Source organism: Nocardia sp. NPDC058058 (assembly GCF_042885355.1).
Classification (GTDB): Bacteria; Actinomycetota; Actinomycetes; order Mycobacteriales; family Mycobacteriaceae; genus Nocardia.
This window is the reverse complement of record NZ_JBHVSA010000006.1, coordinates 40361-64471: the sequence shown is the minus strand read 5'-3', so window position 1 is coordinate 64471 and position 24111 is coordinate 40361. Positions and strand designations below refer to the sequence as shown.

General features: G+C 66.7%; 23 protein-coding genes and 1 tRNA gene. 10 read left to right on the top strand and 14 right to left on the bottom strand.

The features are described from left to right. Positions 1 to 63: 63 nt before the first annotated feature. Entirely contained in the window at positions 64 to 780 is a 717-nt protein-coding gene (locus ACFVUS_RS41190) for a GNAT family N-acetyltransferase (protein ID WP_387780097.1), read from the top strand. A 203-nt stretch (positions 781 to 983) separates the two neighbouring features. Continuing rightward, a complete protein-coding gene (locus ACFVUS_RS41185) occupies positions 984 to 1109 on the top strand; it encodes a hypothetical protein (protein ID WP_387780094.1) in 126 nt (41 codons plus the stop codon). 44 nt (positions 1110 to 1153) lie between these two features. Here ACFVUS_RS41185 and ACFVUS_RS41180 read toward each other — a convergent pair. Both ACFVUS_RS41180 and orn read right to left on the bottom strand, forming a co-directional pair. Next, positions 1154 to 1226, bottom strand: a tRNA-His gene (locus ACFVUS_RS41180). Positions 1227 to 1292: 66 nt separating this feature from the next. Then, on the bottom strand, positions 1293 to 1910 hold the full coding sequence (gene orn / locus ACFVUS_RS41175; RefSeq protein ID WP_387780091.1) for an oligoribonuclease: 618 nt from the start codon (positions 1908 to 1910) through the stop codon (positions 1293 to 1295). Between the two features lie 144 nt (positions 1911 to 2054). Between orn and ACFVUS_RS41170 the strand changes: the two genes are divergently transcribed. Together ACFVUS_RS41170 and ACFVUS_RS41165 are read left to right on the top strand one after the other, a co-directional pair. Further along, positions 2055 to 3806, top strand: a complete 1752-nt coding sequence (locus tag ACFVUS_RS41170; RefSeq protein WP_387780088.1) for a helicase HerA-like domain-containing protein — start codon at positions 2055 to 2057, stop codon at positions 3804 to 3806. A 108-nt stretch (positions 3807 to 3914) separates the two neighbouring features. After that, positions 3915 to 5261: a lipase family protein gene (locus ACFVUS_RS41165; protein ID WP_387780085.1), complete on the top strand. Its 1347-nt coding sequence runs from the start codon at positions 3915 to 3917 to the stop codon at positions 5259 to 5261. Between the two features lie 11 nt (positions 5262 to 5272). On the opposite strand, the gene lysA is transcribed toward ACFVUS_RS41165, so the two are convergent. The 6 genes from lysA to ACFVUS_RS41135 form a co-directional block, all read right to left on the bottom strand. Beyond that, positions 5273 to 6619, bottom strand: coding sequence for a diaminopimelate decarboxylase (gene lysA, locus ACFVUS_RS41160; protein WP_387780082.1), 1347 nt, complete (start codon positions 6617 to 6619; stop codon positions 5273 to 5275). 130 nt (positions 6620 to 6749) lie between these two features. Then, positions 6750 to 7544, bottom strand: coding sequence for a mycolate reductase (gene cmrA, locus ACFVUS_RS41155; RefSeq protein WP_387780079.1), 795 nt, complete (start codon positions 7542 to 7544; stop codon positions 6750 to 6752). Between the two features lie 37 nt (positions 7545 to 7581). After that, complete coding sequence (locus tag ACFVUS_RS41150; RefSeq protein WP_387780076.1) at positions 7582 to 8211, bottom strand: hypothetical protein; 630 nt, start codon at positions 8209 to 8211, stop codon at positions 7582 to 7584. Beyond that, on the bottom strand, positions 8211 to 10238 hold the full coding sequence (locus ACFVUS_RS41145) for an FAD-dependent oxidoreductase (RefSeq protein WP_387780073.1): 2028 nt from the start codon (positions 10236 to 10238) through the stop codon (positions 8211 to 8213). The genes ACFVUS_RS41150 and ACFVUS_RS41145 overlap by 1 nt, the downstream gene beginning before the upstream one ends. After that, positions 10235 to 10828 (bottom strand): PadR family transcriptional regulator, encoded by a 594-nt coding sequence (locus tag ACFVUS_RS41140; RefSeq protein WP_387780070.1) that lies wholly within the window; start codon positions 10826 to 10828, stop codon positions 10235 to 10237. The genes ACFVUS_RS41145 and ACFVUS_RS41140 overlap by 4 nt, the downstream gene beginning before the upstream one ends. Before the next feature lie 63 nt (positions 10829 to 10891). After that, on the bottom strand, positions 10892 to 12319 hold the full coding sequence (locus ACFVUS_RS41135) for an MFS transporter (RefSeq protein WP_387780068.1): 1428 nt from the start codon (positions 12317 to 12319) through the stop codon (positions 10892 to 10894). Positions 12320 to 12511: 192 nt separating this feature from the next. Here ACFVUS_RS41135 and ACFVUS_RS41130 point away from each other — a divergent pair, with 192 nt between their 5' ends. After that, the gene (locus ACFVUS_RS41130; RefSeq protein WP_387780065.1) at positions 12512 to 13447 is read left to right on the top strand and encodes a helix-turn-helix transcriptional regulator; all 936 of its coding nucleotides are present in this window, start codon (positions 12512 to 12514) and stop codon (positions 13445 to 13447) included. Between the two features lie 19 nt (positions 13448 to 13466). Then, positions 13467 to 14786, top strand: coding sequence for an MFS transporter (locus ACFVUS_RS41125; RefSeq protein WP_387780062.1), 1320 nt, complete (start codon positions 13467 to 13469; stop codon positions 14784 to 14786). Here ACFVUS_RS41125 and ACFVUS_RS41120 read toward each other — a convergent pair whose 3' ends face one another. After that, positions 14787 to 15425, bottom strand: a complete 639-nt coding sequence (locus ACFVUS_RS41120) for a TetR family transcriptional regulator (protein ID WP_387780770.1) — start codon at positions 15423 to 15425, stop codon at positions 14787 to 14789. A gap of 189 nt (positions 15426 to 15614) precedes the next feature. Here ACFVUS_RS41120 and ACFVUS_RS41115 point away from each other — a divergent pair, with 189 nt between their 5' ends. Genes ACFVUS_RS41115 through ACFVUS_RS41105 form a run of 3 tightly spaced genes read left to right on the top strand, consistent with a single transcriptional unit; the run spans position 15615 to position 18169 of the window. Further along, on the top strand, positions 15615 to 16676 hold the full coding sequence (locus ACFVUS_RS41115; protein ID WP_387780059.1) for a ferredoxin reductase: 1062 nt from the start codon (positions 15615 to 15617) through the stop codon (positions 16674 to 16676). 13 nt (positions 16677 to 16689) lie between these two features. After that, entirely contained in the window at positions 16690 to 17838 is a 1149-nt protein-coding gene (locus tag ACFVUS_RS41110) for a fatty acid desaturase family protein (RefSeq protein ID WP_375955436.1), read from the top strand. A gap of 1 nt (position 17839) precedes the next feature. Beyond that, the gene (locus tag ACFVUS_RS41105) at positions 17840 to 18169 is read left to right on the top strand and encodes a hypothetical protein (RefSeq protein WP_387780056.1); all 330 of its coding nucleotides are present in this window, start codon (positions 17840 to 17842) and stop codon (positions 18167 to 18169) included. On the opposite strand, the gene ACFVUS_RS41100 is transcribed toward ACFVUS_RS41105, so the two are convergent. Further along, positions 18163 to 18723: a DUF4254 domain-containing protein gene (locus ACFVUS_RS41100; protein ID WP_387780053.1), complete on the bottom strand. Its 561-nt coding sequence runs from the start codon at positions 18721 to 18723 to the stop codon at positions 18163 to 18165. The two genes, ACFVUS_RS41105 and ACFVUS_RS41100, sit on opposite strands and share 7 nt — an antisense overlap. Positions 18724 to 19238: 515 nt before the next feature. Between ACFVUS_RS41100 and ACFVUS_RS41095 the strand changes: the two genes are divergently transcribed. Next, positions 19239 to 19559, top strand: a complete 321-nt coding sequence (locus ACFVUS_RS41095; protein ID WP_387780051.1) for a hypothetical protein — start codon at positions 19239 to 19241, stop codon at positions 19557 to 19559. Between the two features lie 318 nt (positions 19560 to 19877). Here the strand turns inward: ACFVUS_RS41095 and ACFVUS_RS41090 are convergent, their stop codons facing one another. From ACFVUS_RS41090 to ACFVUS_RS41075, 4 genes are read right to left on the bottom strand one after another with little or no spacing between them, the layout of a single operon-like run. Further along, positions 19878 to 20477 carry an ATP/GTP-binding protein gene (locus ACFVUS_RS41090; protein ID WP_387780767.1) on the bottom strand — a complete coding sequence of 200 codons (600 nt, stop codon included), beginning with the start codon at positions 20475 to 20477 and terminating at the stop codon, positions 19878 to 19880. Beyond that, positions 20458 to 20886 (bottom strand): DUF742 domain-containing protein, encoded by a 429-nt coding sequence (locus tag ACFVUS_RS41085; RefSeq protein WP_387780048.1) that lies wholly within the window; start codon positions 20884 to 20886, stop codon positions 20458 to 20460. The genes ACFVUS_RS41090 and ACFVUS_RS41085 overlap by 20 nt, the downstream gene beginning before the upstream one ends. Continuing rightward, entirely contained in the window at positions 20883 to 21311 is a 429-nt protein-coding gene (locus ACFVUS_RS41080; protein ID WP_387780045.1) for a roadblock/LC7 domain-containing protein, read from the bottom strand. The genes ACFVUS_RS41085 and ACFVUS_RS41080 overlap by 4 nt, the downstream gene beginning before the upstream one ends. Beyond that, complete coding sequence (locus ACFVUS_RS41075) at positions 21308 to 24064, bottom strand: nitrate- and nitrite sensing domain-containing protein (protein ID WP_387780764.1); 2757 nt, start codon at positions 24062 to 24064, stop codon at positions 21308 to 21310. The genes ACFVUS_RS41080 and ACFVUS_RS41075 overlap by 4 nt, the downstream gene beginning before the upstream one ends. Positions 24065 to 24111 lie beyond the last annotated feature (47 nt).

Sequence of the window (24111 nt, the reverse complement as noted above, 5' to 3'; positions counted from 1 at the left end):
AAGGATTGCAATCAGCTCGAGCGGTTGGAAATACGTTGCGGGCGAACCGGATTGAATGGCGTTGTGCAGATCAGCAACGGGACAGCCATCGATGTAGACACCTCGCTGCATCCACTCGACGATCCGGTGCGGGCGTCGCTGCGCGGCGTACACGCCCCATTCGCCACCTGGGTGGGGCGAATCGGCCGCTACGACCCGGAGGTCGCGCGCTTCATCGGCCATCCGCCCGAGTTGGACGAGCAGGATTGGGCCGATCTGGCCACGGTGCTCGGTCCCGGCGGCGGCACCGCCCTGCGCGGCCTCGGCCATGAACTGCCGCCCGGCTGGACGGTGCATCAGGTGCTGGATTCGGTGCAGATGGACGGTTCGGGCCTGCGCGTCGCACACGATCCCGAACTCGACATCCTCACCCCCGCCGATGTACCCGAGATGCTGGCCCTGATCGCCCGCACCGAACCCGGCCCGTTCGCGCCCCGAACCATCGAAATGGGCACGTATCTCGGCCTGCGAGTGGACGGCCGCCTGGTAGCCATGGCGGGCGAGCGCATGCACCCGCCGGGCTGGACCGAGATCAGCGCCGTCTGCACCGACGCCGAATTCCGCGGCCGCGGCCTCGCCTCGCGCCTGGTGCGCGCCGTCGGCGCGGGCATCCGCGAACGCGGCGAGATCCCGTTCCTACACGCGGTAGCCCACAACACCACCGCCATCAGCCTCTACGAAACCCTCGGCTTCACCCTCCGCAAACGCGGTCAGCTGACCCTGGTCCAGGCCCCGGACTAGCGCACATCAGTTGCGGCGCAGTTCGGTCACTCCACCCGAAACGTCCCCTAAAGTCGCAATCGATGGTCACCCGAGACGGATTCGACCGGCCCTCCGCCGCATCCCACCTACCCGCGCGGCACCAGACCGAGCTCCACCGCATCCAACTCGCTCACGATTTCGGTATTGCCGTGCGTAGAGCCCGTGCGTCCCGAGGGTGGTCGGTGTCGTCCCTGGCTCGACGGAGCACGCTGTCGTGCGTCGAGGTCGGTGCCATCGAATCCGGGCTGCCGATGCCCGGGGCGGTGCTGGCCCGTATCGCGACCACTCTCGGCATTGCCGTGCCGTGAATACAGATCAGGCCCGAGGTGTAAACCTCGGGCCTGATCTTTTGGGTGACCGACGGGACTCGAACCCGCGACAGCCAGGATCACAACCTGGTGCTCTACCAACTGAACTACGGTCACCATTGCCGGTTGTTTCCGGCGCGGTAGATCGTATCGCGATCCGCCGCTGAGTACCTAATCGGCTGGTTAAGCGGTATTTCCGGTCGGTTTCCGGCTGAGTTCGGCCGCTACGGCGGCAATTTCGGCGGTGGAGGGGCCGGGGGGAGCCACGAAGGCGGTGCGGCGGTAGTACTGCAGTTCGCGGATGGATTCCTGGATATCGGCCAGGGCGCGGTGGGCCAGGCCCTTCTCCGGCTGGCCGAAGTAGATGCGCGGGTACCAGCGGCGGGCCAGTTCCTTGATGGAGCTGACGTCGATCATGCGGTAGTGCAGGTGCGCGTCCAGGATCGGCATATCGCGTGCCAGGAAGCCGCGATCGGTGGCGATGGAGTTACCGGCCAGCGGCACCGTGCGCGGGGCGGGCACGTACTGCTTGATGTACTCCATGATCTGCTGCTCGGCCTCGGCCACGGTCACGGTGGAGCGGCGGACCTCCTCGGTGAGCCCGGAGCGCGCGTGCATCTCGGTGACCACCGGCGGCATGGCCGCCAGGGCCGCGTCATCGGCGTGAATGACGATGTCCACGCCCTCGCCGAGAATATTGAGATCACTGTCCGTCACGAGCGCGGCCACCTCGATCAGCTTGTCGCTGTCCAGGCGTAGGCCCGTCATCTCGCAATCAATCCACACCACTTTGTCTGACACTCGGGACACGTTAGTCGTTTCCCGGTCGGCGGCACCCGCGCCCGGCCGCGTCGGGTCCGGTTTGCCACCCGACCGGGCAGTATCCTTTCGGCAAGTTCCGCGATCGTTTGTCAGTTTGGGCTAGAGCAGACGGAGGACAGCGCGATGACCACCCCGCAGGAGAAGGCAGCGGCGGCCCGTAAGGCCGCGGAGGAGGCCGCGCGGATCGCGGCAGAGGCGGTGGCGGCGGCCGATGCCGCTGAAAAGGAAGCAGCCGAACAGGAAGCCGCGGATAAGGCCGCCGCCGAGGCGAACGCCGACGCCCCCGCAACGGCCGCGAAAGCCGCCGATAGCAAGGCGGATTCGGGCTCCTCGGATGCGAGCGCACCCGATGAGGTTGCCGCCCAGGGGATCGCGGCCGGATACGCGTTCGAGGGGCTCGCGCTGGAATTGGGCACCGTCATGGTGGACGGGAAGGTGCATCCCGATGCGCGGGTGCGGATTCCGATGAAGACCATGAACCGGCACGGGCTCATCGCCGGTGCGACCGGTACCGGTAAGACCAAGACGGTGCAGGGCATCGCCGAGCAATTGTCGGCGGCGGGGGTGCCGGTCGTGGTCGCCGATATCAAGGGCGACCTGTCGGGGCTGGCCCAGCCCGGACAGTCCAATGACAAGATCCTCACGCGCGCACAGGAAACCGGTGATCCGGACTGGAAGCCGAGCGGGTTCCCGTGCGAGTTCGTCTCGCTCGGCACCGAGGGCATCGGGGTGCCGATTCGCGCCACCATCACCTCGTTCGGGCCGATTCTGCTGTCGAAGGTGCTGGGGCTCAACGAAACTCAGGAATCCACGCTCGGACTGATCTTCCATTGGTCCGATCAGAACGGGTTCCCGCTGCTGGACCTGAAGGATCTGCGCGCGGTCATCCAATTCCTCACCAGCCCGGAGGGCAAGGAGGAGTTGAAGGGCATCGGCGGCGTCTCGGCGACCACGGCGGGCGTCATCCTGCGCGCGCTGGTGAATCTCGAGGCCGACGGCGGCGACACCTTCTTCGGTGAGCCGGAACTGGATCCGGCGGATCTGCTGCGGGTGGCGGGCGGGCAGGGCGTCATCACGCTGTTCGAGCTGGGTGCGCAGGCGTCCCGGCCGCAGATGTTCTCCACCTTCCTGATGTGGGTGCTGGCGGACCTGTTCCAGACGCTGCCGGAAATCGGCGATATGGATAAGCCCAAGCTGGTCTTCATCTTCGACGAGGCGCACCTGCTCTTCACGGGCGCGTCGAAGGCGTTCCTGCAGCAGGTCGAGCAGACCGTGAAGCTCATTCGCTCCAAGGGCGTCGGCGTGTTCTTCTGCACCCAGCTGCCCACCGATATTCCCAACGCGGTGCTCTCCCAGCTGGGTGCGCGCGTGCAGCACGCGCTGCGCGCCTTCACCCCGGAAGATCAAGCGGCACTGTCGAAGACGGTGCGGACCTACCCCAAGACCGCCACCTACGATCTCGAAAAGGCCTTGACCTCACTGGGTATCGGTGAAGCCGTGGTCACGGTGCTCTCGGAGAAGGGTGCGCCCACACCGGTGGCGTGGGCGCGCATGCAGCCGCCGCGCTCGCTCATGGACACCATCGGTGACGACGGAATCCGTGCCAAGGCACAGCAATCCACGCTGTACGGCAAGTACGGGCAGACCATCGACCGCGATTCGGCCTACGAGATCCTGACCGAGAAGCTGGCCAAGGCCGCCGAGGACGCCCCGGAACCGGCACCCTCGCGTGGTCGCGCCAAGGCGCAGCCGATCGATGAATCCATGGCCGAGAAGATCGTCAACAACACCGCCTTCAAGAACTTCCTGCGCTCGGCCGCCACCGTGGCCGGTCGCGAGATCGGCCGCAGCATCTTCGGCACCCGGAAACGATAAGACGGCCCCCCGCCGGACTGGAACTTGTTACAGTTCCGGTTCGGAAGGGGAGGTCCGATGTTCGGTATTTCCGAATACAATTATCCAGCAACAATTTTCACGCGATTTATGCGTGCGTTACTCGCGGTCGCGGCGCTGCTGGCCGCGACAGATGTGATGATCGCCCCGGCAATGGCGACCCCGAACACATCCGATTCCTTCTATATCCCGCCCGCGGATTACGAAGCGGCCGAACCGGGTTCGATCCTTCGTACCCGGCCGATACAGGCGAGTTACAACCAGTCGATACCCATGCGGGTCGATGCCTGGCAATTGCTCTATCGCACCACCGCCGCCGACGGACGTCCCTATGCCGCGGTCACGACCGTGCTGAAATCGGCGACCACGGCGCGACCGTCGGCGGTGCTGTCGTTCCAGAACATGATCGATGCGGTGGCGCCGCACTGCATGCCCTCGCAGGCCCTGCAACAGGGGCAGGTGCCCTGGTTCGATGCGTCGAAATCGGGGCCGATTCAGCTCACCACCATGGCCAATGACACCCCGATGGTCGCCGCCGCCCTTAGTCGCGGCTGGGCGGTGTCGGTGCCCGATTTCGGGGGGATCGACAACAACGCCTGGACGCCGAAAGAGCCCGGATATGTTGTGCTGGACGGTATTCGAGCCACCGAGAACTTCGACCCCGCCGGGCTGTCCGGCCCCGATACCCGCGCGGTCATGTGGGGATACTCCGGTGGCGCGATGGCCACCGCCTGGGCCGCGCAGGAACAGTCGCGGTACGCGCCCGAACTGAACATCGTCGGTTCGGCGCTGGGCGCGCCCGTGGGGGATGAGCGCGGGGGCTTCGACACGCTCGCCGCCACGACCCTCGGCGGTGCGTTCATCCCGATCACCCTGGCCGCGATGATGCAGGACTCCGGCGAGTTCGCGACGGCGCTGAACCGGTATCTCACCCCGTACGGTCAGCAGCGGATCGCCGATGCGAGGGAGAACTGCGCCCCGCAGAACATGGTGTCGGGCCTCGATTTCGACATCGGCCGGTCCTTCACGGTGCCGCTGAGGCAGGTACTGGCGGATCCGGTGATCGGTGCGGAGGTGGATGCGCGCAGCCTGGGTTCCTCCGCTCCGGCCACACCCGTGTACGTGTACAACGCGGTCAATGACGAAGGCAGCACGATCGGCGCGATCGATGCGCTCGTCTCCGGTTACTGCGACCGGGGCACGCCGGTCACCTACCGCAGGGAAGCGGTGCCGCTACCGCTGTCCGGGCACGCCCTGGAATGGTTCCTCGGTGCGCCGGGTGCGCTGGCGTGGTTGCAGCGAGCGGTGGATGGTTCGATCACGCGGTCCGGCTGCGATATCCAGACCGTGCCCGCCACGGTTCTCGAGCCCGAGGCACTGCAAGCCCTCGCCTCGGGCATCGTCGTCGGCTCGGCGCGGCAGCTGCTGGGTTACTGACCCCGGGCAGCTCAGTGGCCGATATCGCGGCGCATCAGATCCTCGATGGTTTCGCGGCGGACCAGCTCCCGGGTGCTGCCGTCGCGGACCGCGATGATGGGCGGGCGGCCGACGCCGTTGTAGGACGAGGACAGGCTGTGGTGGTAGGCGCCGGTGCAGGGCATGGCCAGTACTTCGCCGGGGCGCAGGTCGGCGGGCAGGCGGACGTCGGTGGCGAGGATGTCACCGGCTTCGCAGTAGCGGCCCGCGATATTGGCGGTCATATGCGGGCCGGTGGGGTGCCGGTTCGCGACCACGGCCTCATAGCGTGCCCCGTAGAGGGTGACGCGGGGGTTGTCGCTCATCCCGCCGTCGACGGTGACGAAGGTGTGCCCGCCCTCGACATGTTTGATCGACAGCACGCGGTACAGGGTGATGCCCGCGCGGGCGACGATGGCGCGGCCCGGTTCCATGGCGATCCTGGGGCGCGGGAAGGCGTAGCGGGCGCAGGCCGCGTCCAGCGAATCCTCGATGATGTCGGCCAGTTCGGCCAGATTCATCTCGGCATCGCCGGGCCGATAGGCGACCGCGTGACCGCCGCCGATATCGAGGGTTTCCAGCGTGACGCCGTAATCGTCACGGATCCTTGCCATTTCGCCGATCATGCGGCGGATGGCCTCACCGTAGGGGAAGGTGTCGTAGATCTGCGAGCCGATATGGCAGTGCAGTCCGGCGAATTCCAGATTCGGTTGCCGCACAATGCGTTCCACGGCCTCGCTGAGCGCGTGGCTGCCGATGGTGAAACCGAACTTCTGATCCGCGACGCCGGTGCGTACGGCCGGATGCCCGTGTACGTCGACATCGGGGCATACGCGCAGCAGCACCCGCTGCGGTGTGCCGGCCAGCGCCGAGAGCAGGGTGATCTCGGTCAGCGAGTCGATGACCACCCGGCCGATACCGCAATTGATCGCGGTCTCCAGTTCGGCGAAGGGTTTTCCGTTGCCGTGCAGCATGATTCGCCGCGGGTCGACCCAGGAGGACAGGGCAACGGCCAGTTCCCCGGCCGAGCACACATCGAGCGAGAGGCCCTCCTCGGTGACCCATTCCGCGACCGCGCGGGTGAGCAGCGCCTTGCCCGCGTAGAGCACCTCGGCGTCCGGGAACTGCCGCCGGTACGCCTGGCAGCGCGAGCGCACCTCGGTCTCGTCCAGGATGTAGGTGGGGGTGCCGTATTGATCGGCGATATCCGCGAGCGCGACCCCGCCGACGGTAATGCGACCGTCGGCGTCGTAGTGCGTTTCCTGCGGCCAGACCGAGGGGTCGAGGCGAGGAAGCATGCCCCCCGACCGCAGCGACGGGAAAATGTCGAGCAGCGTCACGATGTCTCCTGGATGCGTCCCCGCTATTCCGTAGGCGGGGCCGAATCCAGGACTACGCCCGATCGTGCGGCCGGGGTACATCCGGCTACGCGCCCTTTACGACCGGACGCGTGATCTTGACGCTTTGCGGTCAGCTGCCGAGCTTCTTGTAGGCCGCGCCCGCGACCAGCGAGGTGATCGAGCGCGGGCCGAACTGCCCGGCCAGGCTCATACCCTTGCTGATCAGGCCCGGAACCACGCGCATCTTATTGCGGGCCAGGGCGTCGATGGTGATCTTGGCGGTGTGCGCGGCGGTGACCCAGATGAACTCCGGGATCTTGTTCCCGACCTCGTCCTGATCCGGATTGTCGGTGCGCACCGGGCCGGGGGCGAGCAGCGTGACGTGCACGCCGTGCTCCTTCATCTCCCCGCGCAGCGATTCGGCCCAGGTATTGGTGAACGCCTTGGACGCGGCGTAGGTGGCATTGTTCGGGATCGGCATATTGCCCGCGGCCGATCCGGTGACCAGGATGCCGCCGCTGCCGCGCTTGACCATATTCGGCAGCACCGCGAGCGAAAGATCATGCACGGCGACCGCATTGAGTTCCATGATGTCGCGCTCGTAGTCCAGATCCAGCTTGGCCAGCGAGCCGAAGGTGGCGACGCCCGCGTTATTGCACAGGATCGCGATATCGCGTTCGGCCAGTTCCTTGGCCAGCGGCGCGCGCTGCTCGCGGTTGGACAGGTCGACCGCGCGCACCTCGGCGGTGATGCCGTACCGCGCGCTGAGCCGGGTCGCCAGCTCCCGCAGCAGGTCCTCCCGGCGCGCGACCAGGATCAGCGAATACCCGCGCGAAGCGAGCTCCTCAGCGAGCGCGACCCCGATCCCCGAAGAGGACCCGGTCACAACGGCACGATTATCAGCGGTAGGCGCAGGCAAGCTCACGACCGAAACCCTACCCACTCTCACCCGGCCCGCACCCTCAGGTGCGGGGCTTGGGCTCCATGAAGGCGATGCCCCAGTCCAGGTGGCCGCGCCAGACCGGCGCGATGCGCCCGCCCTGGACAGCGGGACGCGGATCGCCGATGGGGCCGCCCGCGGCGCGAATGGCCGCCACGGCGGCGTCCAGGTCGGGGGTGAGGAAGGCGACGCCCGCGAGGTCGGCGGGCAGGCCGGAGCCGACCGCTTCGATGAAGGGTTCGCCGACGCGGTAGAAGGCCATCTCCGGGCCTTCGGGGCCGCGCGGGAAGAATCGGCGGCGCGGCGCAATGCCAAGCACCGCGGTGAGATTGGCCGCGCCCTCGTCCAGATTCGGCATCCAGTAGACGACGTGATCGACGATCGTCACGCCGTTCGGATGCACGGTATCGGACGCCGAGCCATTGGAGGTCCGGTCCGGCCGCGCGACAGCCGGGTGCGGCGCGGTATCGGCGGCCAGGTAGGGAACGCCGAGAACCTCGGGGGCGGACTGGGTTTCGTCGAAGCCCCAGGCGGGTTCGCCGATGGTGCAGGCGACCTGGCCGATCCGGAATTCGCCGTCGACGACGGTGAAACCCAGGGCCGCCCAGGCCTGCTCGGTTCCGGGCAGGCCCAGGCGGGTCAGGATCGGCATCAGAGGGCTGCCGCCAGCCGCGTGCCCTGGTTGATGGCGCGCTTGGCATCGAGTTCGGAAGCGAGGTCCGCACCACCGATGAGGTGGTACTGCACACCGGCGGTTTTCAAGGGCTCCTCCAGGTCGCGGACGGATTCCTGTCCGGCGCAGAGGATTACGTTATCGCACTCGATGACCGTGGGGCGCTGCCGCTTCTCACCGAAGCTGATGTGCAGGCCCTTGTCGTCGATGCGCTCGTAGTTGACGCCGCCGATCTGCTCCACACCCTTGGCCTTGACCGCGGCGCGGTGCACCCAGCCCGAGGTCTTGCCCAGATCCTTACCGAAGGAAGAAGCCTTGCGCTGCAACAGCACAACCTCGCGGGCGGCGGGGGAGGGCTTGGGCGCGGTGAGGAAGCCGCGGGCGTCCGGATCGTCGGAGACGCCCCACTCTTCCTTCCACTCGTCCAGCTTGAGGCTGGGATGCCCTTCCACGGTGAGGAATTCGCTGACATCGAAGCCGATGCCGCCCGCGCCGATGACCGCGACCTTCTTGCCGACCGGCTTACCCTCGCGCACCAGTTCGGCGTAGGTGAGCACCTTCGGGTGGTCGACGCCCGGGATATTCGGGATGCGCGGTTTCACGCCGGTGGCCAGGATGACCTCGTCGTAGCGGCCCTCGATGAGCTGTTGCGCGGTGGCGCGGGTATTGAGATGGACGTTGACGCCGGTGATTTCGAGCTGGCGGGTGAAGTAGCGAACGGTCTCGCTGAACTCCTCCTTGCCCGGGATGCGGCGGGCGATATCGAACTGGCCGCCGATCTTGTCATCGGCCTCGAACAGATCCACGTGGTGGCCGCGCTGGGCCAGGCTGACCGCGGCCGAGAGTCCGGCCGGTCCCGCGCCGACGACCGCGAACCTGCGGGTGCGGCGGGTGGGCAGCAGTTTGAGTTCGGTTTCGTGTCCGGCGCGCGGATTCAGCAGGCAGGACACGGTTTTCATCTGGAAGGCGTGATCCAGGCAGGCCTGGTTGCAGGCGATGCAGGTATTGATCTCGTCCGTGCGCGCCTGCTGCGCCTTGCGCGCCCATTCCGGATCGGCCAGCAGCGGCCGGGCCAGCGACACCAGATGCGAGTCGCCGCGGGTGAGGATCTCCTCGGCGGTCTCGGGCATATTGATGCGGTTCGACGCGCAGACCGGAATGCCGACAATGTCTTTGACCTTGGCGGTCCACTCCACGAACGCCGCGCGCGGCACCGAGGTCACGATGGTGGGGACGCGGGCCTCATGCCAGCCGATATCGGTATTGATGATGGTGGCGCCGGCGGCCTCCACATCCCTTGCCACATCCGCGATCTCGTCCCAGGTCTGGCCGTTCTCCACGAAATCGGCCATGGACAACCGGAATACGATGATGAAGTCCGGTCCGACGGCCTTGCGTACCTTGCGCACGATCTCCGAGGCGATGCGGCGGCGGTTCTCCGCCGAGCCGCCCCACTTGTCCTTGCGCTTATTGGTGCGCGGCGCCAGGAACTGGTTGATGAAATAGCCTTCACCGCCCATGATCTCGACACCGTCGTATCCGGCGAACTTGGCCAGCGCGGCGCAGCGCGCGTAATCGTCGATGGTCTGCTCGACGCCCTTGCTCGAAAGGGCGCGCGGGCGCAGTGGATTGATCGGGGCCTTGATGGAGGAGGCCGAAACACTGCCGGGCATATAGGAATAGCGGCCCGCGTGCAGGATCTGCAGCGCGATCTTGCCGCCTTCGGCGTGCACCGCCTTGGTGATGACGCGGTGCCGGTACGCCTCGGTCTTATTGGTCAGCTTCGCGCCCAGCGGCATCAGCCAGCCGGTGCGGTTGGGTGCGTAACCACCGGTGATGATAAGGCCCACACCGCCTTTGGCGCGTTCGGCGAAGTACGCCGCGAGCCGGTTGGTATGCCAGGCCCGATCCTCGAGACCGGTGTGCATGGAACCCATCACCACGCGATTGCGCAGGGTGGTGAATCCCAGGTCCAGGGGTTCGAACAGATGCGGATAAGCGCTCATTGCCGAGTGCCTTTCGGGTCGGACGCCTGCGACGGGGCTGTGTCGCGCGGCGGGTTGTCTTTGTGCAGAGCGGCAAGAATCTCGTCGCACCAGTCGACGAACCCCTCCTCGACGCGGATGCCACCGCGCAGGACCAGGTACTGGTGCAGGGTGCGGCCGGTGAGCTGATCCGGCGCGGGGTAGTCCTTCTTCTCGAAGGTGCGGTACAGGTCGAGCCGGTGCGCGTGCTCATCGCGGTGGCGCTTGATCTCGGCGGCCAGGGCGGGGACGTCGCCGAGCGAGGCGGCGCGCAGTTTCACGCCGAGCTCATTGCGCATCGGCGCGGTATCCATGGGTTCGGCGATCCAGCGGGTCAGTTCCGCGCGGCCGGCGTCGCTGACGGTGTAGACCTTCTTATCGGGGCGGCCCGCCTGGGCGACGGCCTCGGCGGTGACCCAGCCCTGCTCTTCCATGCGCTTGAGCACCCGGTAGATCTGCTGGTGGGTGGCGTTCCAGAAGAAGCCGATGGATTTGTCGAAGCGGCCCGCCAGGTCGTACCCGGAACTGGCGCGTTCGGTCAGCGATACCAGTAGCGCGTGTTCGAGGGCCATGCGGCCAGGGTAACTGAGACGGGACGTACTATGCAATTCAGTGCATAGGGAATGTCGCGCGGATCAGCGTGCCGCGCGGGCCGCGAGCCCGGCCGCGATGAGTACCGTGACTCCCTCCACGATGGCCGTGATGCCGACCGCGTGCGCGGCGGACAGCGTGCCGGTTCCCGCCAGGCTCAGGAAGACCGAGCCGAAACTGGCGATGCCGACCACCACGCCGAGCTGCACATTGGTGACCAGGATGCCGCTGGCGTCGGCGGCCAGGGCGAGTGGGATCTTGGCGGTGGTGCGGGCCATCAGCGGGCTGAAGGACAGGCCGAAGCCGATGCCCATGAATCCGAAGACGGTCAGCTCGACCGGACCCAGATCCGCGCCGTTCCGCATGAGCAGGCCCATGATCACCATGGTCGCCGCGGCCAGTACCAGTCCGGCCGGAATCATGGTGGCGTGCAATCGTTCCGGGATGCGCTGCCAGTTCAGGCTGGCGAGTGCGAAGGTGGTGCCCATGGGCAGGAACAGCAGTCCGGCGTGCAGCGCGGAGTAGCCGAGCGTGCTCTGCAGATGGATGGCCATGACGAACAGCCAGCCGCCGAAGGTGCACATCACCACGAAAAGCGTTGCGGCGGTGAGTACCAGCCCGGGAGCGCGCAGCACCCGATCCGCGAACAGCGGTTCACCGCCGCGCCGGTGCACCCAGCGTTCCACCACGACGAAGCCCGCGAATCCCGCTGCGGCGGCGACCAATGCGATCCAGGTCCACACCGGCCAGTCCTGCTCGTGGCCGAGTACGAGCGGCACCACCAGCAGTAACACCGCCGGGGTGAGCACCGCCAGGCCGGGCAGATCCAGTTTGCGATCGGTGCGCACGGTGCTCGGCAGGATGCGCGGTGCGACGGCCAGCAGCGCCAGGCCGATCGGGACGTTCACCAGAAATACTCCGCGCCAGGTGGTTCCGGCCAGATCGGAGCTCACGATGAGCCCGCCGAGGATCTGCCCGACCACCATGCCGCCGGAGATGACGGCCGCGTACGCCGAAAGCGCCCGCGCCCGAGTGGTTCCGGTGAATGTCCGCTGGATCAGGGTCATCACCTGCGGCACCATCGCCGCCGAACCGATGCCTTGAAGGAACCGGAATACGATGAGTGGCCCGGCACTCCAGGCCAGCCCGCACGCCAGCGACGCGACGGTGAAGATCGCCAGCCCGGCGACGAACATGGTCCGCTGCCCGAACCGATCGCCCAGCCGGGCACCGGTGACCAGCAGCACCGCATAGGCGATCACATATCCGGAGACGATCAATTGCAGCCCGGAACCGCTGGCGTGCAACGAGGTTCGCATGGCGGGAATGGCGACATTGACAATGGAGGCGTCCAGCACCGCCATGAACTGCCCGAGCAGAATCACGGTGAGAACGGCCAGTGAGCGGCGACCGGTTCCGGCGACAGCCGGAGCCGCCACCACCGGCGGGGATTGGGTCAGGCTCTGAGTCATGGGAATGACCATCCGCCGCCCCGGAACCTGGTACCAGGAGCCTGCTTATGCTGGTACCACCACCACCTGGATACGGGTGCCGTTTGCGACCACTATGGAGAAGTGAATCCCGTAACCGGAAATATTGCAGCCGCAGCCGACCGGCGTGAGCACGGGGTCGGCCCCTTCGATGGGGACGGGAGGGTATTGCGGATGGAGCTGGTTCCCCGGGATCAGGCCGAGGTCGCGGCGGTACCGCCGGATACCCGGGCGGTGCGCAAGACGCGGCGGGATGAGTTGTCGGCGTTCCTGAAATCTCGGCGGGCGCGGATTACACCGGGGGATGTGGGGTTGCCGGTGGGGTCGCGGCGGCGCACGCCCGGGTTGCGGCGGGAGGAGGTGGCGCAGCTGGCCGGGGTGGGGATCACCTGGTACACGTGGCTGGAGCAGGGGCGCGATATCAATGTGAGTATTCAGGTGCTGGAAGCGATTTCGCGGACATTGTGCCTCGATGGTGCGGAGCGGGCGCATCTGTACCGGCTGGCGGATGTGCCGACGATTCCGGCGCCGCAGTTCGATGAACCGGTGCCGGAGGAAATACAGGTCATTCTCGATCATCTGACACCGCTGCCCGCGGTGTTGCTGTCGGGCAAGTACGACGTGCTGGCGTACAACTCCGCGTATGCCGCGCTGTGCCCGGGATTCCTGCTGGGGGAGCGGAACATTCTGCGCAAGGTGTTCCTGGCTCCCGAATGCTGCAATCCCTATGCGGCGCAACATGAGTACCTGGCTCGCATGGTCGGCTATCTGCGCGCCGCCTATGTGAAGAACCTGCACGATCCGGTGTGGACGGTTTTCATCGATGATCTGGTCGCCGCCAGTCCGCTGTTCGCGGAGATGTGGGCGCGCAATGACGTCGCCTTCCCGGTCGGCCGGATCAAGGTGATCCGCAATGTGGTGACCGGCGATATCGAAATGACCATGACCAGCATGTCGCTGCCCTCCATCGCGGGTGCGTGGATTCAGATTCTGACCCCGGTCGACGAGAACGGCTGGACGCGACTGCGGGCACTGCTGGCCATGACGGCCGAGCAGCGGCGCCAGCCCTGGCTGCGACATTTCGCGGACGCGCACCCTGAGGTCGGCTGAGTTCGCCTAAGCTGCGCGCATGGCTGAGGTTTCCGGGCAGGAGACGGTCGGGTCGGCTGCCGGGCGGGGTCCGGTGGTGTCGTGGGGACTGTGGGATTGGGGTGGGGCGGCGTTCAATGCCGTGATCCTCACCTTCGTGTTCTCGGTGTATCTCACCGACAAGGTGGGCAAGGATCTGCCCGGGGGCGTGTCGTCGAGTGCCTGGCTGGGGTGGGCGCTGGGTTTGGCGGGGCTGGTGGTGGCGGTGACCGCGCCGGTGAGCGGGCAGTTCTTCGATGCCACGGCGAAACGCAAACTGTCGCTGGGCGTGTTGACCTCGTTCACGGTATTGCTCATGGCGGCAATGTTTTTCGTGCATCAGAACTACCACTACCTGTGGGTGGGGCTGGTGCTGCTGGGTATCGGCTCGGCCACCTTCGAGCTGTCGCATGTGCCGTACAACTCGATGCTGCGGCAGGTGTCCACGCCCGCCAATGTGGGCCGGGTCTCCGGGTTCGGCTGGGCCATGGGCTATTTCGGCGGCATCATCCTGCTGCTCATCGTGTACTTCGGCTTCATCTCCGGTAAGGGCGACTATCGCGGCCTGCTCGGTGTGCCCACCGATGACGGCCTGAATATCCGGCTGGTGGCGCTGGTGGCCGCGGTCTGGTTCGCCGCGTTCGCGCTGCCGCTGTTCCTGTTCGTGCCTGAATTGCCGCGCACCACAGCCGATCCCGGTGCGGATACCCGCAAGCTCACCGACGCGTATCGCATTCTGTGGCGCGATGTGCGCGAACTCTGGCACGCGGACCGCCGCGCCGTCGGATTCCTGTTCGCCAGCGCCATCTTCCGCGATGGGCTGGCGGGGGTGTTCACCTTCGGTGCGGTGCTGGCCGTGCGCGTCTACGATATCGCCGACTCCGATGTGCTGCTGTTCGGCATCGCCGCCAATGTCGTTGCCGCCCTGGGCGCGATCACCGCCGGCCGGGTCGACGACCGCATCGGCCCGAAACCGGTGATCGTGGTCTCACTGACCGCCATGATCGTCTGCGGATTGGCGTTGCTGGTGGTTTCCGGACCGCTCATGTTCTGGATCTTCGGCCTGCTGCTGACCGTATTCGTCGGTCCCGCGCAGTCTTCCGCGCGCACCTTCCTGATCCGGGTGACGCCGCCGGGCCGGGAGGGGCAGATGTTCGGTCTCTACGCCACCACCGGCCGCGCCGTATCCTTCCTGGCCCCGGTGCTTTTCGGTTTCTTCGTGTGGGCGACGGGTTCGGAGCGGTTCGGCATCATCGGTTTGTTGCTGGTGCTGACGCTCGGTCTGGCCGCGCTGCTACCGGTTCGGCAGCCCGCGCTCTGATCACGGATGGGAGACGGCGTCCGGATCCCATGCGCCCATACCCAATGCGATGAGCCGCACGTGCAGCACGGTGCGGTCGATGATGCGGGCGCGGTCGCGCGGGGTGGCGACGACGTAGTCGGCGATGCGGTCGGCGACCGTGGCGACGATCAGATCGGCGGCGAGTTCGAGATCCTCGGGCGACCAGTGGTCCAGGTTGCGCACCCGGGACAGGTCCACCACGAGTTCGCGCACGATGAGCTGCATTTCGACGGCGATGGCGCCGCGCAGTGCGGCCGAACCGCCGTGGCGTTCGCGAATCAGGAAGCCCCACAGATCGGTTTTGGCGTCGACCTGTTCGAAGACGAAGCGCACGGTCGCGGCCAGGCGCGCGTCCGGGGTGCGGCGCATCTGCCGTAGCGCCAGCCGGAGTTGGCGCACGCCCTCCTCGACCAGGGTGGTGCCGAGTTCGTCGAGCGAGGTGAAGTGCCGGTAGAACGCGGTCGGCACGATGCCCGCCGAGCGGGCGATCTCACGCAGGCTCAGGGCGGCGAAGCCGCGCTCGGCGGCCAGGGCGAGGGTGCCGTCCAGTAGTGCGGCGCGGGTCCGTTCCTTGCGCTCACCTCTGGTTGCTGCCTGCTCGCTCACATCGATGAGCATACATTCGTTCACATTCGTTCCATTCGTGAGATGTCGTGTGGGTCACACGAACTGCCGGTTGAACTCGATGGCCTCCAAGCGGCACACTAGTTGAGTGTACAGATGTGCACCGAAATCAGCGCCCGTTGAGATCGTGCTCATCGAAACGTGACAGCGTCGCCCAGCCCGGTGACGCGACAGGAGGCCAGAATGGTTGGACTCATCGACCTCGTGGAGAAACTGACCACTCCGCATCAGCTGGACCGCTATCTCGAGCTGGTCCGCCCCAACTTCACCCTGCGCGATATGCGCGCCGAGATCACGCACGTGCGCCGCAGCGCCGTCGGCTCGGTGACGCTCACGCTGCGCCCGACCCGGCAGTGGCGCGGCCACCTCGCCGGGCAATACGTGCAGATCGGCGTGGTCATCGACGGTGTGAAGCACACCCGCTGCTATTCGCCGGTGAACAATGATCGCCGCCGCGACAAGCACATCGAACTCACCATCAAGGCGCATCCGCACGGCCTGGTGTCGAACTACCTGCACGAGAACGCGATTCCCGGCATGGTGCTCGACCTCGCCCCGGCGTCCGGCGTCTTCCACCTGCCCGCCGAGCGGCCCGATCGCATCGTGCTGATCACCGGCGGCAGCGGCATCACCCCGGCGCTGTCCATGCTGCGCACGCTCGCCAGCGAGCGGTATCAGGGGCGGGTGCTGTTCCTGCACTACAACCGTTCACCGGAATTCGTGCCGCACCGCACCGAGCTGGAAGCTCTGGCGTTGCAGCACAACAACTTCCGCGTCGAAATGCTGTACCCGGAACTGGGCGGCGATCCGAACTTCAGCTATGACGAGCTGGAGCGGCTGGCGCCGTGGTTCCCGTTCGCGCAGACCTACCTGTGTGGCCCGCCCGGACTCATGAAGGCCGTGCGCACCGTCTACGAGGCCGAACAGCTCGAGGAGCGGCTGCACTCGGAGGAGTTCACGCTCGCCGTCGCGCCGTCGGATCCGGCCACCGCCGAAGGTGAGATCACCTTCTCGGGCACCGGCAAGACCGTCGAGAACACTGGCGCGAGCCTGCTCGAACAGGCCGAATCCGCCGGTCTCACCCCGGAATACGGCTGCCGCATGGGCATCTGCTTCACCTGCACCGCGGTCAAGCGCAGCGGCTGCACCCGAAATCTACGCACCGGCGAGGTCGACGCGGACCCCGACCAGCCCATCCAACTCTGCATCAACGCCCCCGTCGGGGACGTCGACATCGCTATTTGAGGGGACAGAAATCATGGCGATACTCACCGAGACACCCGCGGGACCCGTCGTACTGAGCCAGGAGCAGGTCGAGGAGATCGGCCGCGCGCTGGACGAGATCCGCGCCCGCGTCACCGACGATCTGGGCGAGCGGGATCGCGAATACATCTACTCGATCATCAAGGCGCAGCGCGGTTTCGAGATCGCGGGCCGCGGCCTGATGTACCTGGGCTTCCTGCCGCCGTTCTGGCTGGCGGGTGTGGCCGCGCTGTCGGTGTCGAAGATTCTCGACAATATGGAGATCGGCCACAATGTCATGCACGGCCAGTACGACTGGATGCGTGAGCCGGGCCTGAACTCGCGGGTCTTCGAATGGGACACCGTCTGCCCGGCCGATCAGTGGCGGCACTCGCACAACTACATGCACCACACGTACACCAATATCCACGGCATGGACCGGGATATCGGCTACGGCATTCTGCGCGTGGACGAGCAGCAGCCCTGGAATCCGCTGCGGCTGGGCAACCCGCTGTACGCGTTCTTCCTCATGGTCGCGTTCGAGTGGGGCGTGATGGGCCATGACCTGGAGGTGGAGAACATCATCCAGGGCAAGCGCAAGTGGTCCGATATCAAGGCGCTGGTCAAGGGTCAGGTGCGCAAGGCCGGACGGCAGGTGCTCAAGGATTACGTGGTGTTCCCGGCGCTGACCGGACCGCTGTTCCTGTCCACCCTGGCCGGGAACTTCACCGCCAATATCGTGCGCAACCTGTGGACGTTCTCCATCATCTTCTGCGGGCATTTCCCGTCGGGCGTACAGACGTTCACCGAGGAAGAGTGCACCGAGGAGACCCAGGGCGAGTGGTACGTGCGCCAGATGCTGGGCTCGGCCAATATCGACGGCAGCCGCCTGTTCCACATCATGAGCGGCAATCTCTCGCATCAGATCGAGCACCACCTGTTCCCGGACCTGCCCGCGAACCGGTACCCGGAGATCGCGCCCGAGGTGAAGGCGCTGTGCGAGAAGCACGGTCTGCCCTATAACACCGGTAGCTTCAGCCAGCAGATCGGTTCGGTCTGGGCCAAGCTGTTCAAGCTCGCGCTGCCGCCGGTGCTCGCGGGGAAACCGCAACCCAACGGTGTTATCGTGATGCGCCGGGGGCAGGCTAGCGAAGTGGGCGTGTGAATTGATCGGAAAATTCGAAAGCAATAAGGATCTGATCCAGGAACTGACGTCGTCCGGAGCACGGCACGTCGGCAATATCGCATCGATCATCACCGGAACGGTCGCCGAGGTGACCAAGGAGATCGGCGACTGGATCACCGACGCCATCGAAATGCGCGAGGCGGCGGCAGCCGCCGCCCAGGACGCCGCCACCCAGCGTGCGGCCGTCGCGGACCTCGATGACGACGATTTCGACGATGACGTGGAACCCGTTGCGGCCCAGCCCGATTCACCCAAGGGCAAGCCGGAGCCGGAGTTCATCGACGCCGAGATCGTGGAACCGCGTCAGTAGACGGGCAACCGCCTACGGTGCTGTGCCACTTCGGTAATCAGATCCTTGTAGCCATCGGCGAGTTCAGCGAGGCGATACCACTGTAGGTGCGCCTCGCTGTCCGCGTGCCGGGGCGGCTCGCCCAGGTGCGGGCTGCTGCGCCGGCGCGGGCGGCCGTCCGGATTCTGTTTGCGCACTGCACCCTCCGACCGAGCAGTGTTCAAAGCCTGTTGCGCCGCAACCCATTTCGCCGCCATGCGGTCTATCACCGCGCCGAGCGTCTCGGTGTGCAGTGAGGCCCCGCCGCGATGCGGGATATGGATCGCCACCCATTCGTCGATGCGCGCCACCAGTTCGGTCCGCCGGGCGTCGATATCTTCCACCAGCCCGATATGGTCGGCCACGCGCTGCGGTGTGGCCCCGGCGGCATGTGCCGCCTCCTGTGCCCGGTGCCTGCGCTCATGGCATTGCACCAGGTCGTGGGCCGCGGCCAGCACCTCGCGATCGGGGTGGGCGGCGTCGGAAGGATCGGGGAAGAGCGCGGTGACCGGTTCCTGGAAGGCGCGCAACAGCATTCTGGGCGATGGTAGCTCGGCTCCGTACCCCGTACCGGTGTAGTCCGTTGCCATATTTCCCACCCTTAGCCAGTGCAGTTTTGGATGCGCCAGAGCCGAGGAGGTTTCGGGGAGGGGCTCCCCTCGGCTCCGGCGCAGGCCCGCATGCCGGGACGCACAGCCCACCACAAACGGCACGGTGAAGAAACCGGGAAATTCGCGACGGTGCGATGGGGAGACTGTCCGAAATACGGGACTATTTCAGGAAAGCGCGATAGTCGGACGGGCGCAACCACCTGGCGCTGGATCTGCGAAGCTGCCGGAGAATCGTTATACAGCATTACAACTGGGTCACGTGGGGGTTGTGAAAGGTGGCTGATCGACACCTCCGCGGGGTGCATCGATGCAGGCTGGTCGGTCGGTTCCATGGCGCTGCCGTGGCCGCCTCGATCGAGTCCGTTACTCAGGCTTATGAATAGCTATCGGCGCGGCGCGCCGGGAGCGCTGCGCGCCGCGCTCGATTAGCCTGGGTATTCGTGCCCGCCTATGCGTCCTCACCCGAGCTGCGCTTCGGATTCATGTTCGCGCTGGAAGACCCGGAGCGAATCGCCGAAGTCGTGCGCACCCTGATTGTTCGCCGGCGGGTGTCGGTGTTCCGGCTCGCGCACCTATCCAATGACGATGGGCCGCCCGAACGCTATGTCGTGAACTGGGCTGCGGTACCGCAGATCTCGGTCACCACCGCCGCACCGACCCCGGATGAGCTGCGTTCCTCGGGAACGATGCTGGTCAACGCTTTTCTGGGGGAAGACGGTGAAGTAAGCCTGTACGCGGCGGACGGACACGCGCCGCACTAGTGTGTCGGGCGACACACACCAACTTAGTTACCTCTCAGCAAGCGGTCAGGGCGCTGTAAGACGGCCCCTGCATGGTGGGTCACGTCGCCGGTCGGAAATCCCGGACGGAGGCGAACCAACAGAGAGGTTGAAAATAATGATCCCGGTCATCATCGATACTGGTAGCGCCGCCCTGAACGGGCTCTTCAACACCGGTAGCGCTGCACTCAGCGGTATCCTCAACACCCTCTTCACCGGCTCCTTCGGCCGCTAAATCTCATCCCTGCGAAGGGTTTTCGGGACGTCCGCCCCGGGTGCACAAGCACCCGGGGCGGTTTTTCACAGTGCCAGGGCGGGGGAGCGGCGGGCCTGCAGGATTTGTTCCAATAGGGCAACGAGGATGGTCTTGACCGATTCCCGGTCGCGCGCATCGCAATCCAGCAATTGAATGGACGGGTCGATATCGAGGGCCTCGCGGACCTCGTCGAGTTCGAAGGCCGGTGCGGCCTCGAATCGGTTGACCGCCACCACGAATGGGGTGCGGCGCTGTTCGAAGTAGTCCAGGACCGGATAGCAGTCCTGCACGCGATCGGTGTCGACCAGGATCACCCCGCCGAGCGCTCCGTCCAGCAGATCGTCCCAGAGGAATTCGAAGCGTTCCTGCCCGGGCGTACCGAAGAGGTAGAGCACCAGGGAGTGGTCGAGGGTGATGCGGCCGAAGTCCAATGCCACCGTGGTGGTGGTCTTTCCGGTATCGCGACCGGGGGTGTCGACGCCGACCGATACCTCGGTCATGGCGGCTTCGGTGGCGAGCGGCTCGATTTCGGAGATGGCGCCGATCAGCGTGGTCTTGCCGACGCCGAAACCGCCGCTGACCACGATCTTCACCGAGGAGGCGAGTGGGGCGGGGGCGGGAATGTCAGAGTGCCCGTACAAGATCCCGGATCCTTTCGATCGCGGAGATGGACAGTTCACTACCCTGGCTCACCGCGACATGGCCGGACGTGACCAGATCGCTGACCAGAACGCGCGCCACCCCGACCGGCACCCGCAGCGCGGCGCCGATCTCGGCGATGGAATGCGGGCGCTGGCACAGCCGCACCACCCGTTCCAATTCGAAACGCAGTGGGGCGGACAGCGCGGCGGGCGCGGCGCGCACCAGGGTTTCGATGCGCAGGCCGTCGACCAGGGGTGTGGTGCGTCCGGCGGTCATCATGAAGGGGCGCACCACCTGCAGGTCGGCCTCGGCCGCTCCGGCCGAGGTATCGATCTCATCGGCCGCGGGGCCCTGTCGCATGGGGAATCCGGTCATCATCCGGGCGTCCGGTAACCGGTGCGAATCATTCATCGGCCCAGCGATTCTCGCAGTTCGGTGATGAGCGCCGGGGTGAGCAGCGCGCCCGCGCGCTCGGCGAGCACTGCCATCTGATATCCGACCAGGCCGACATCGGCCTGATGTTCGGCGATGACACCGATGCAGCTGCCGTTGGTCATCGCCGAGACCAGCAGGAACCCGCGTCCCATCTCGATCATGATGAGCCGCAGGCCGTCGAAATCGTAACTGCGCGAAGCGCTTCGGCCGAGGCTGGTGAGCCCGGACACCATGGCCGCGAGGCGGTCGGCCCCATTGCGGTCCAGTCCCTGCGACATCGCCATGAGTAGCCCGTCCGAGGACACCGCCACCGCGTCGCGCACGCCGTCGGTACCGCGCACGAAATCGGCCAGCAGCCAATTGAACGCGTGCGGATCGGTTTCGGTGTAGTGGGTCGTCACCTGCGGTCCTCCTGAATCTTCGAGCCGGGTCGAGCCGATGCGCCCGTATCATCCTGCGGCGCAACGCGTTCGCCGCGCTGATGGCCGGCCCGGAACCCGGCCAGCATGCCGCGCACCGCTTCCGGGGTGCGATCGGCCTGCGGAACGGCGGGCGGGGACGGCGGTGCGGGTTGGGCGCCACCCGGCGTGACACCCGAATTCTCACGAGTCTTCCGGCTGCGCTTGACGAGACCGTTTCGTGTGCGTTGCACCTGCGGGACGGATCCCGGAACATCAGCCGCGTCCGCCGGTGAGGGCGGCGTCGATCCCGGCGCGGACGCCGCACCCGCGATGACGGTCCGCGCGGGCTCGGCCGTCGCCCGAGGGCCGGCCGAACCGTCCGGGAATCCGGTGGCGGGCATCTCGCCGGTCTCGCTCGGGCCGAGGATCGAACCACTCTGTCCCGCAGGGGGATCGGCCGGATCCGCGAGCGGGATGAGTTTGACGCCGCTGCCCCCGGTGGGGACCGAGCGCGCGCCGTTGGCGTATCTGTCGCGCGGATCCGCCGGTTCGATGGTGCCGCCGGTCGTCAGGCCGCCGGCGGTGAAGGCGATGTGCGCGTTGCGGCCGGTGTCGCCCGAGGGGGCGAACACCGTTGTGCCGAACGGGAAATCGCCGGTGGTCGTGGCGGGGTGGGGTGCGGCGGGCGGTTGCGCCGGCTGTCCGGGTAGTGCCCGGGCGGGGCTGTGGCGGCCGTAGCTGGGCTCAGGCATATCGTCCACGGCGGGAAGTGCCGCTGCCGCAGCGTGTTTCGACTCGAGGCCCGGGGTCTCGGCGATCGGCGGCGGGGCCTGATCACCGAGCAGGGATTCGGGGATCAGCAGGCGCGCCACCACGCCGCTCACGGGGGAGACGGTGAGTTCGACTTCGATGCCGAGGCGTTTGGCGAGGCGGCCGACGACGAAGTGGCCGAGGTAGCGGGTGGGGGCCACCAGGAAGTCGGCCTCGCCGCGCAGGCGGGCATTGGCCACCGCGAGTTGATCGGCGGGCATACCCACGCCGTGGTCGACGACCGCGAGCAGATAGCGCGGGCCGATCCGGCGGCCGTAGATCTCCACTTCGAGATCCGGTGGGCTGAAGGACAATCCGTTCTCGATGAGTTCGGCGAGCATATGCGCGAGCTCGCTGACCGCGGATCCGGCGATGGCGGCATCGTCGATGCGGCGCAGGATGACGCGGCGGTAGTCGTCCACCTCGGACAGGCCCGCGCGAATGACATCGGTGAGTGGAATGGATTGCGACCAGCGGCGCGGGCTGGATTCGCCGACCAGCACCAGCAGGCTTTCGGCATTGCGGCGCATGCGCGTTGCCAGGTGATCGAGTTCGAAGAGGTTGGACAGCGCGCTGGGGTCCAGTTCCTCGCGTTCGAAATCGCTGATCAGGCCGAGCTGGCGGCGCACCAGATTCTGGTTGCGGCGCGCCAGGTTCGCCAGTGATTCGGTGGTGTTGCGCCGCAGCCGGGCCTGGGCGGAGGCGAGTTCGAAGGCGGTGGCCTGCACGCGGTCCAGTGCTGTTGCCACCGAGGCGATTTCCGCGCCGGCGGCCGCGTTGGCGCGCACCGGTTCGGGTGGTTCCGGATCGTCGACCGAGCTGTCGTGCCAGTCCGCCACCAGCCGGGGCAGCCGGTCGTCGGCGACCGCGTCCGCCTCCCGGGCCAGCTCGGCGAGCGGTTGCACGATGGCGCGCACGGTCGTCACCACCAGTACCACCATGGCCGCGATGGCAAGCAGCGCGGCCAGCGCGTACAGCGCCAGCACCGTCGCCGCGTCGCGCCGCAATTCGGCGGCGCGGGCGTGGATCTCATCGCCGATACCGCGCTGTACCCCGCGTTCGGCATCGATGACCGAGGTCATCTGCCGCCACCAGTCGGCCGGATTCACCGGTTCGGTCAGCGGTCCGCGCACCGATCCGATGGCGATCGATTCGGCCTCGGCCGCGCGCACCGATTCATCGGTGCGCATGGCGGTGTAGAGCCGGGACCGCTGTTCGGGGGTGGCCTCGCGTTCGAAAGCCGCGACTGCGCCCTGCTTTCCGGCGCGAATATCGAGGAACTGCACGTATTCGCCGGGCCCGAACCCGCCCGCGGCGAAGACGCCGTTGAGGAAACCGCGCTGCTGCGCCGTGTACTCCTTGACATCGCCCAGCGCGTACAGCGTTTGCAGCCCGCGCCAGAGCTGGGTGTCGCGGGCATTGTCCAGTCCGGGCCGCGCCTGATCCAGGGCCAGGATCGCACCGGTGTAGAAGGTGAACGAGGCCGCCCGATCGATATGGCGGGCGTCCACATCACCGCGATTGGCGCTCAGCCCGGACAGCCGCCCCAGCGCGTCGCGCACCTGCGCCGAGCCGGGCGCATCGGTGCTCAGCACCCGATTGAGTTGCTGTAGCGCGGTATCCACCGCCGCGCGCTGTGCGGTGACCGCGCCGCGTGCGGAATCGTCGCCGCCGAGCAGACCGTTGGTGAGCCCGCGTTCGCGCTGCGCCTCGTGCACCAGATCCTGCACCGCGAGTGCGAGATCCACCGCGTGCGTGGTGGATCCGGTATCGCGGTAGCGCGTCACCTCACCGGTGATGATGACCGTGAGCAGTGCCAGCACCAGTGCCACCGACAGCAGCAGAATGCGCCGCAGTCGTGCGCGAATGGTGCGCGGCCGGATGAATTCCAATGCGGGCGTGAGTTTTACGTTACCGCGCGGCAACAATTGCGCCGGACGCATATTCACACGCACTCCTGAGAATCGGCAACCACGCAATCCCGAATAGT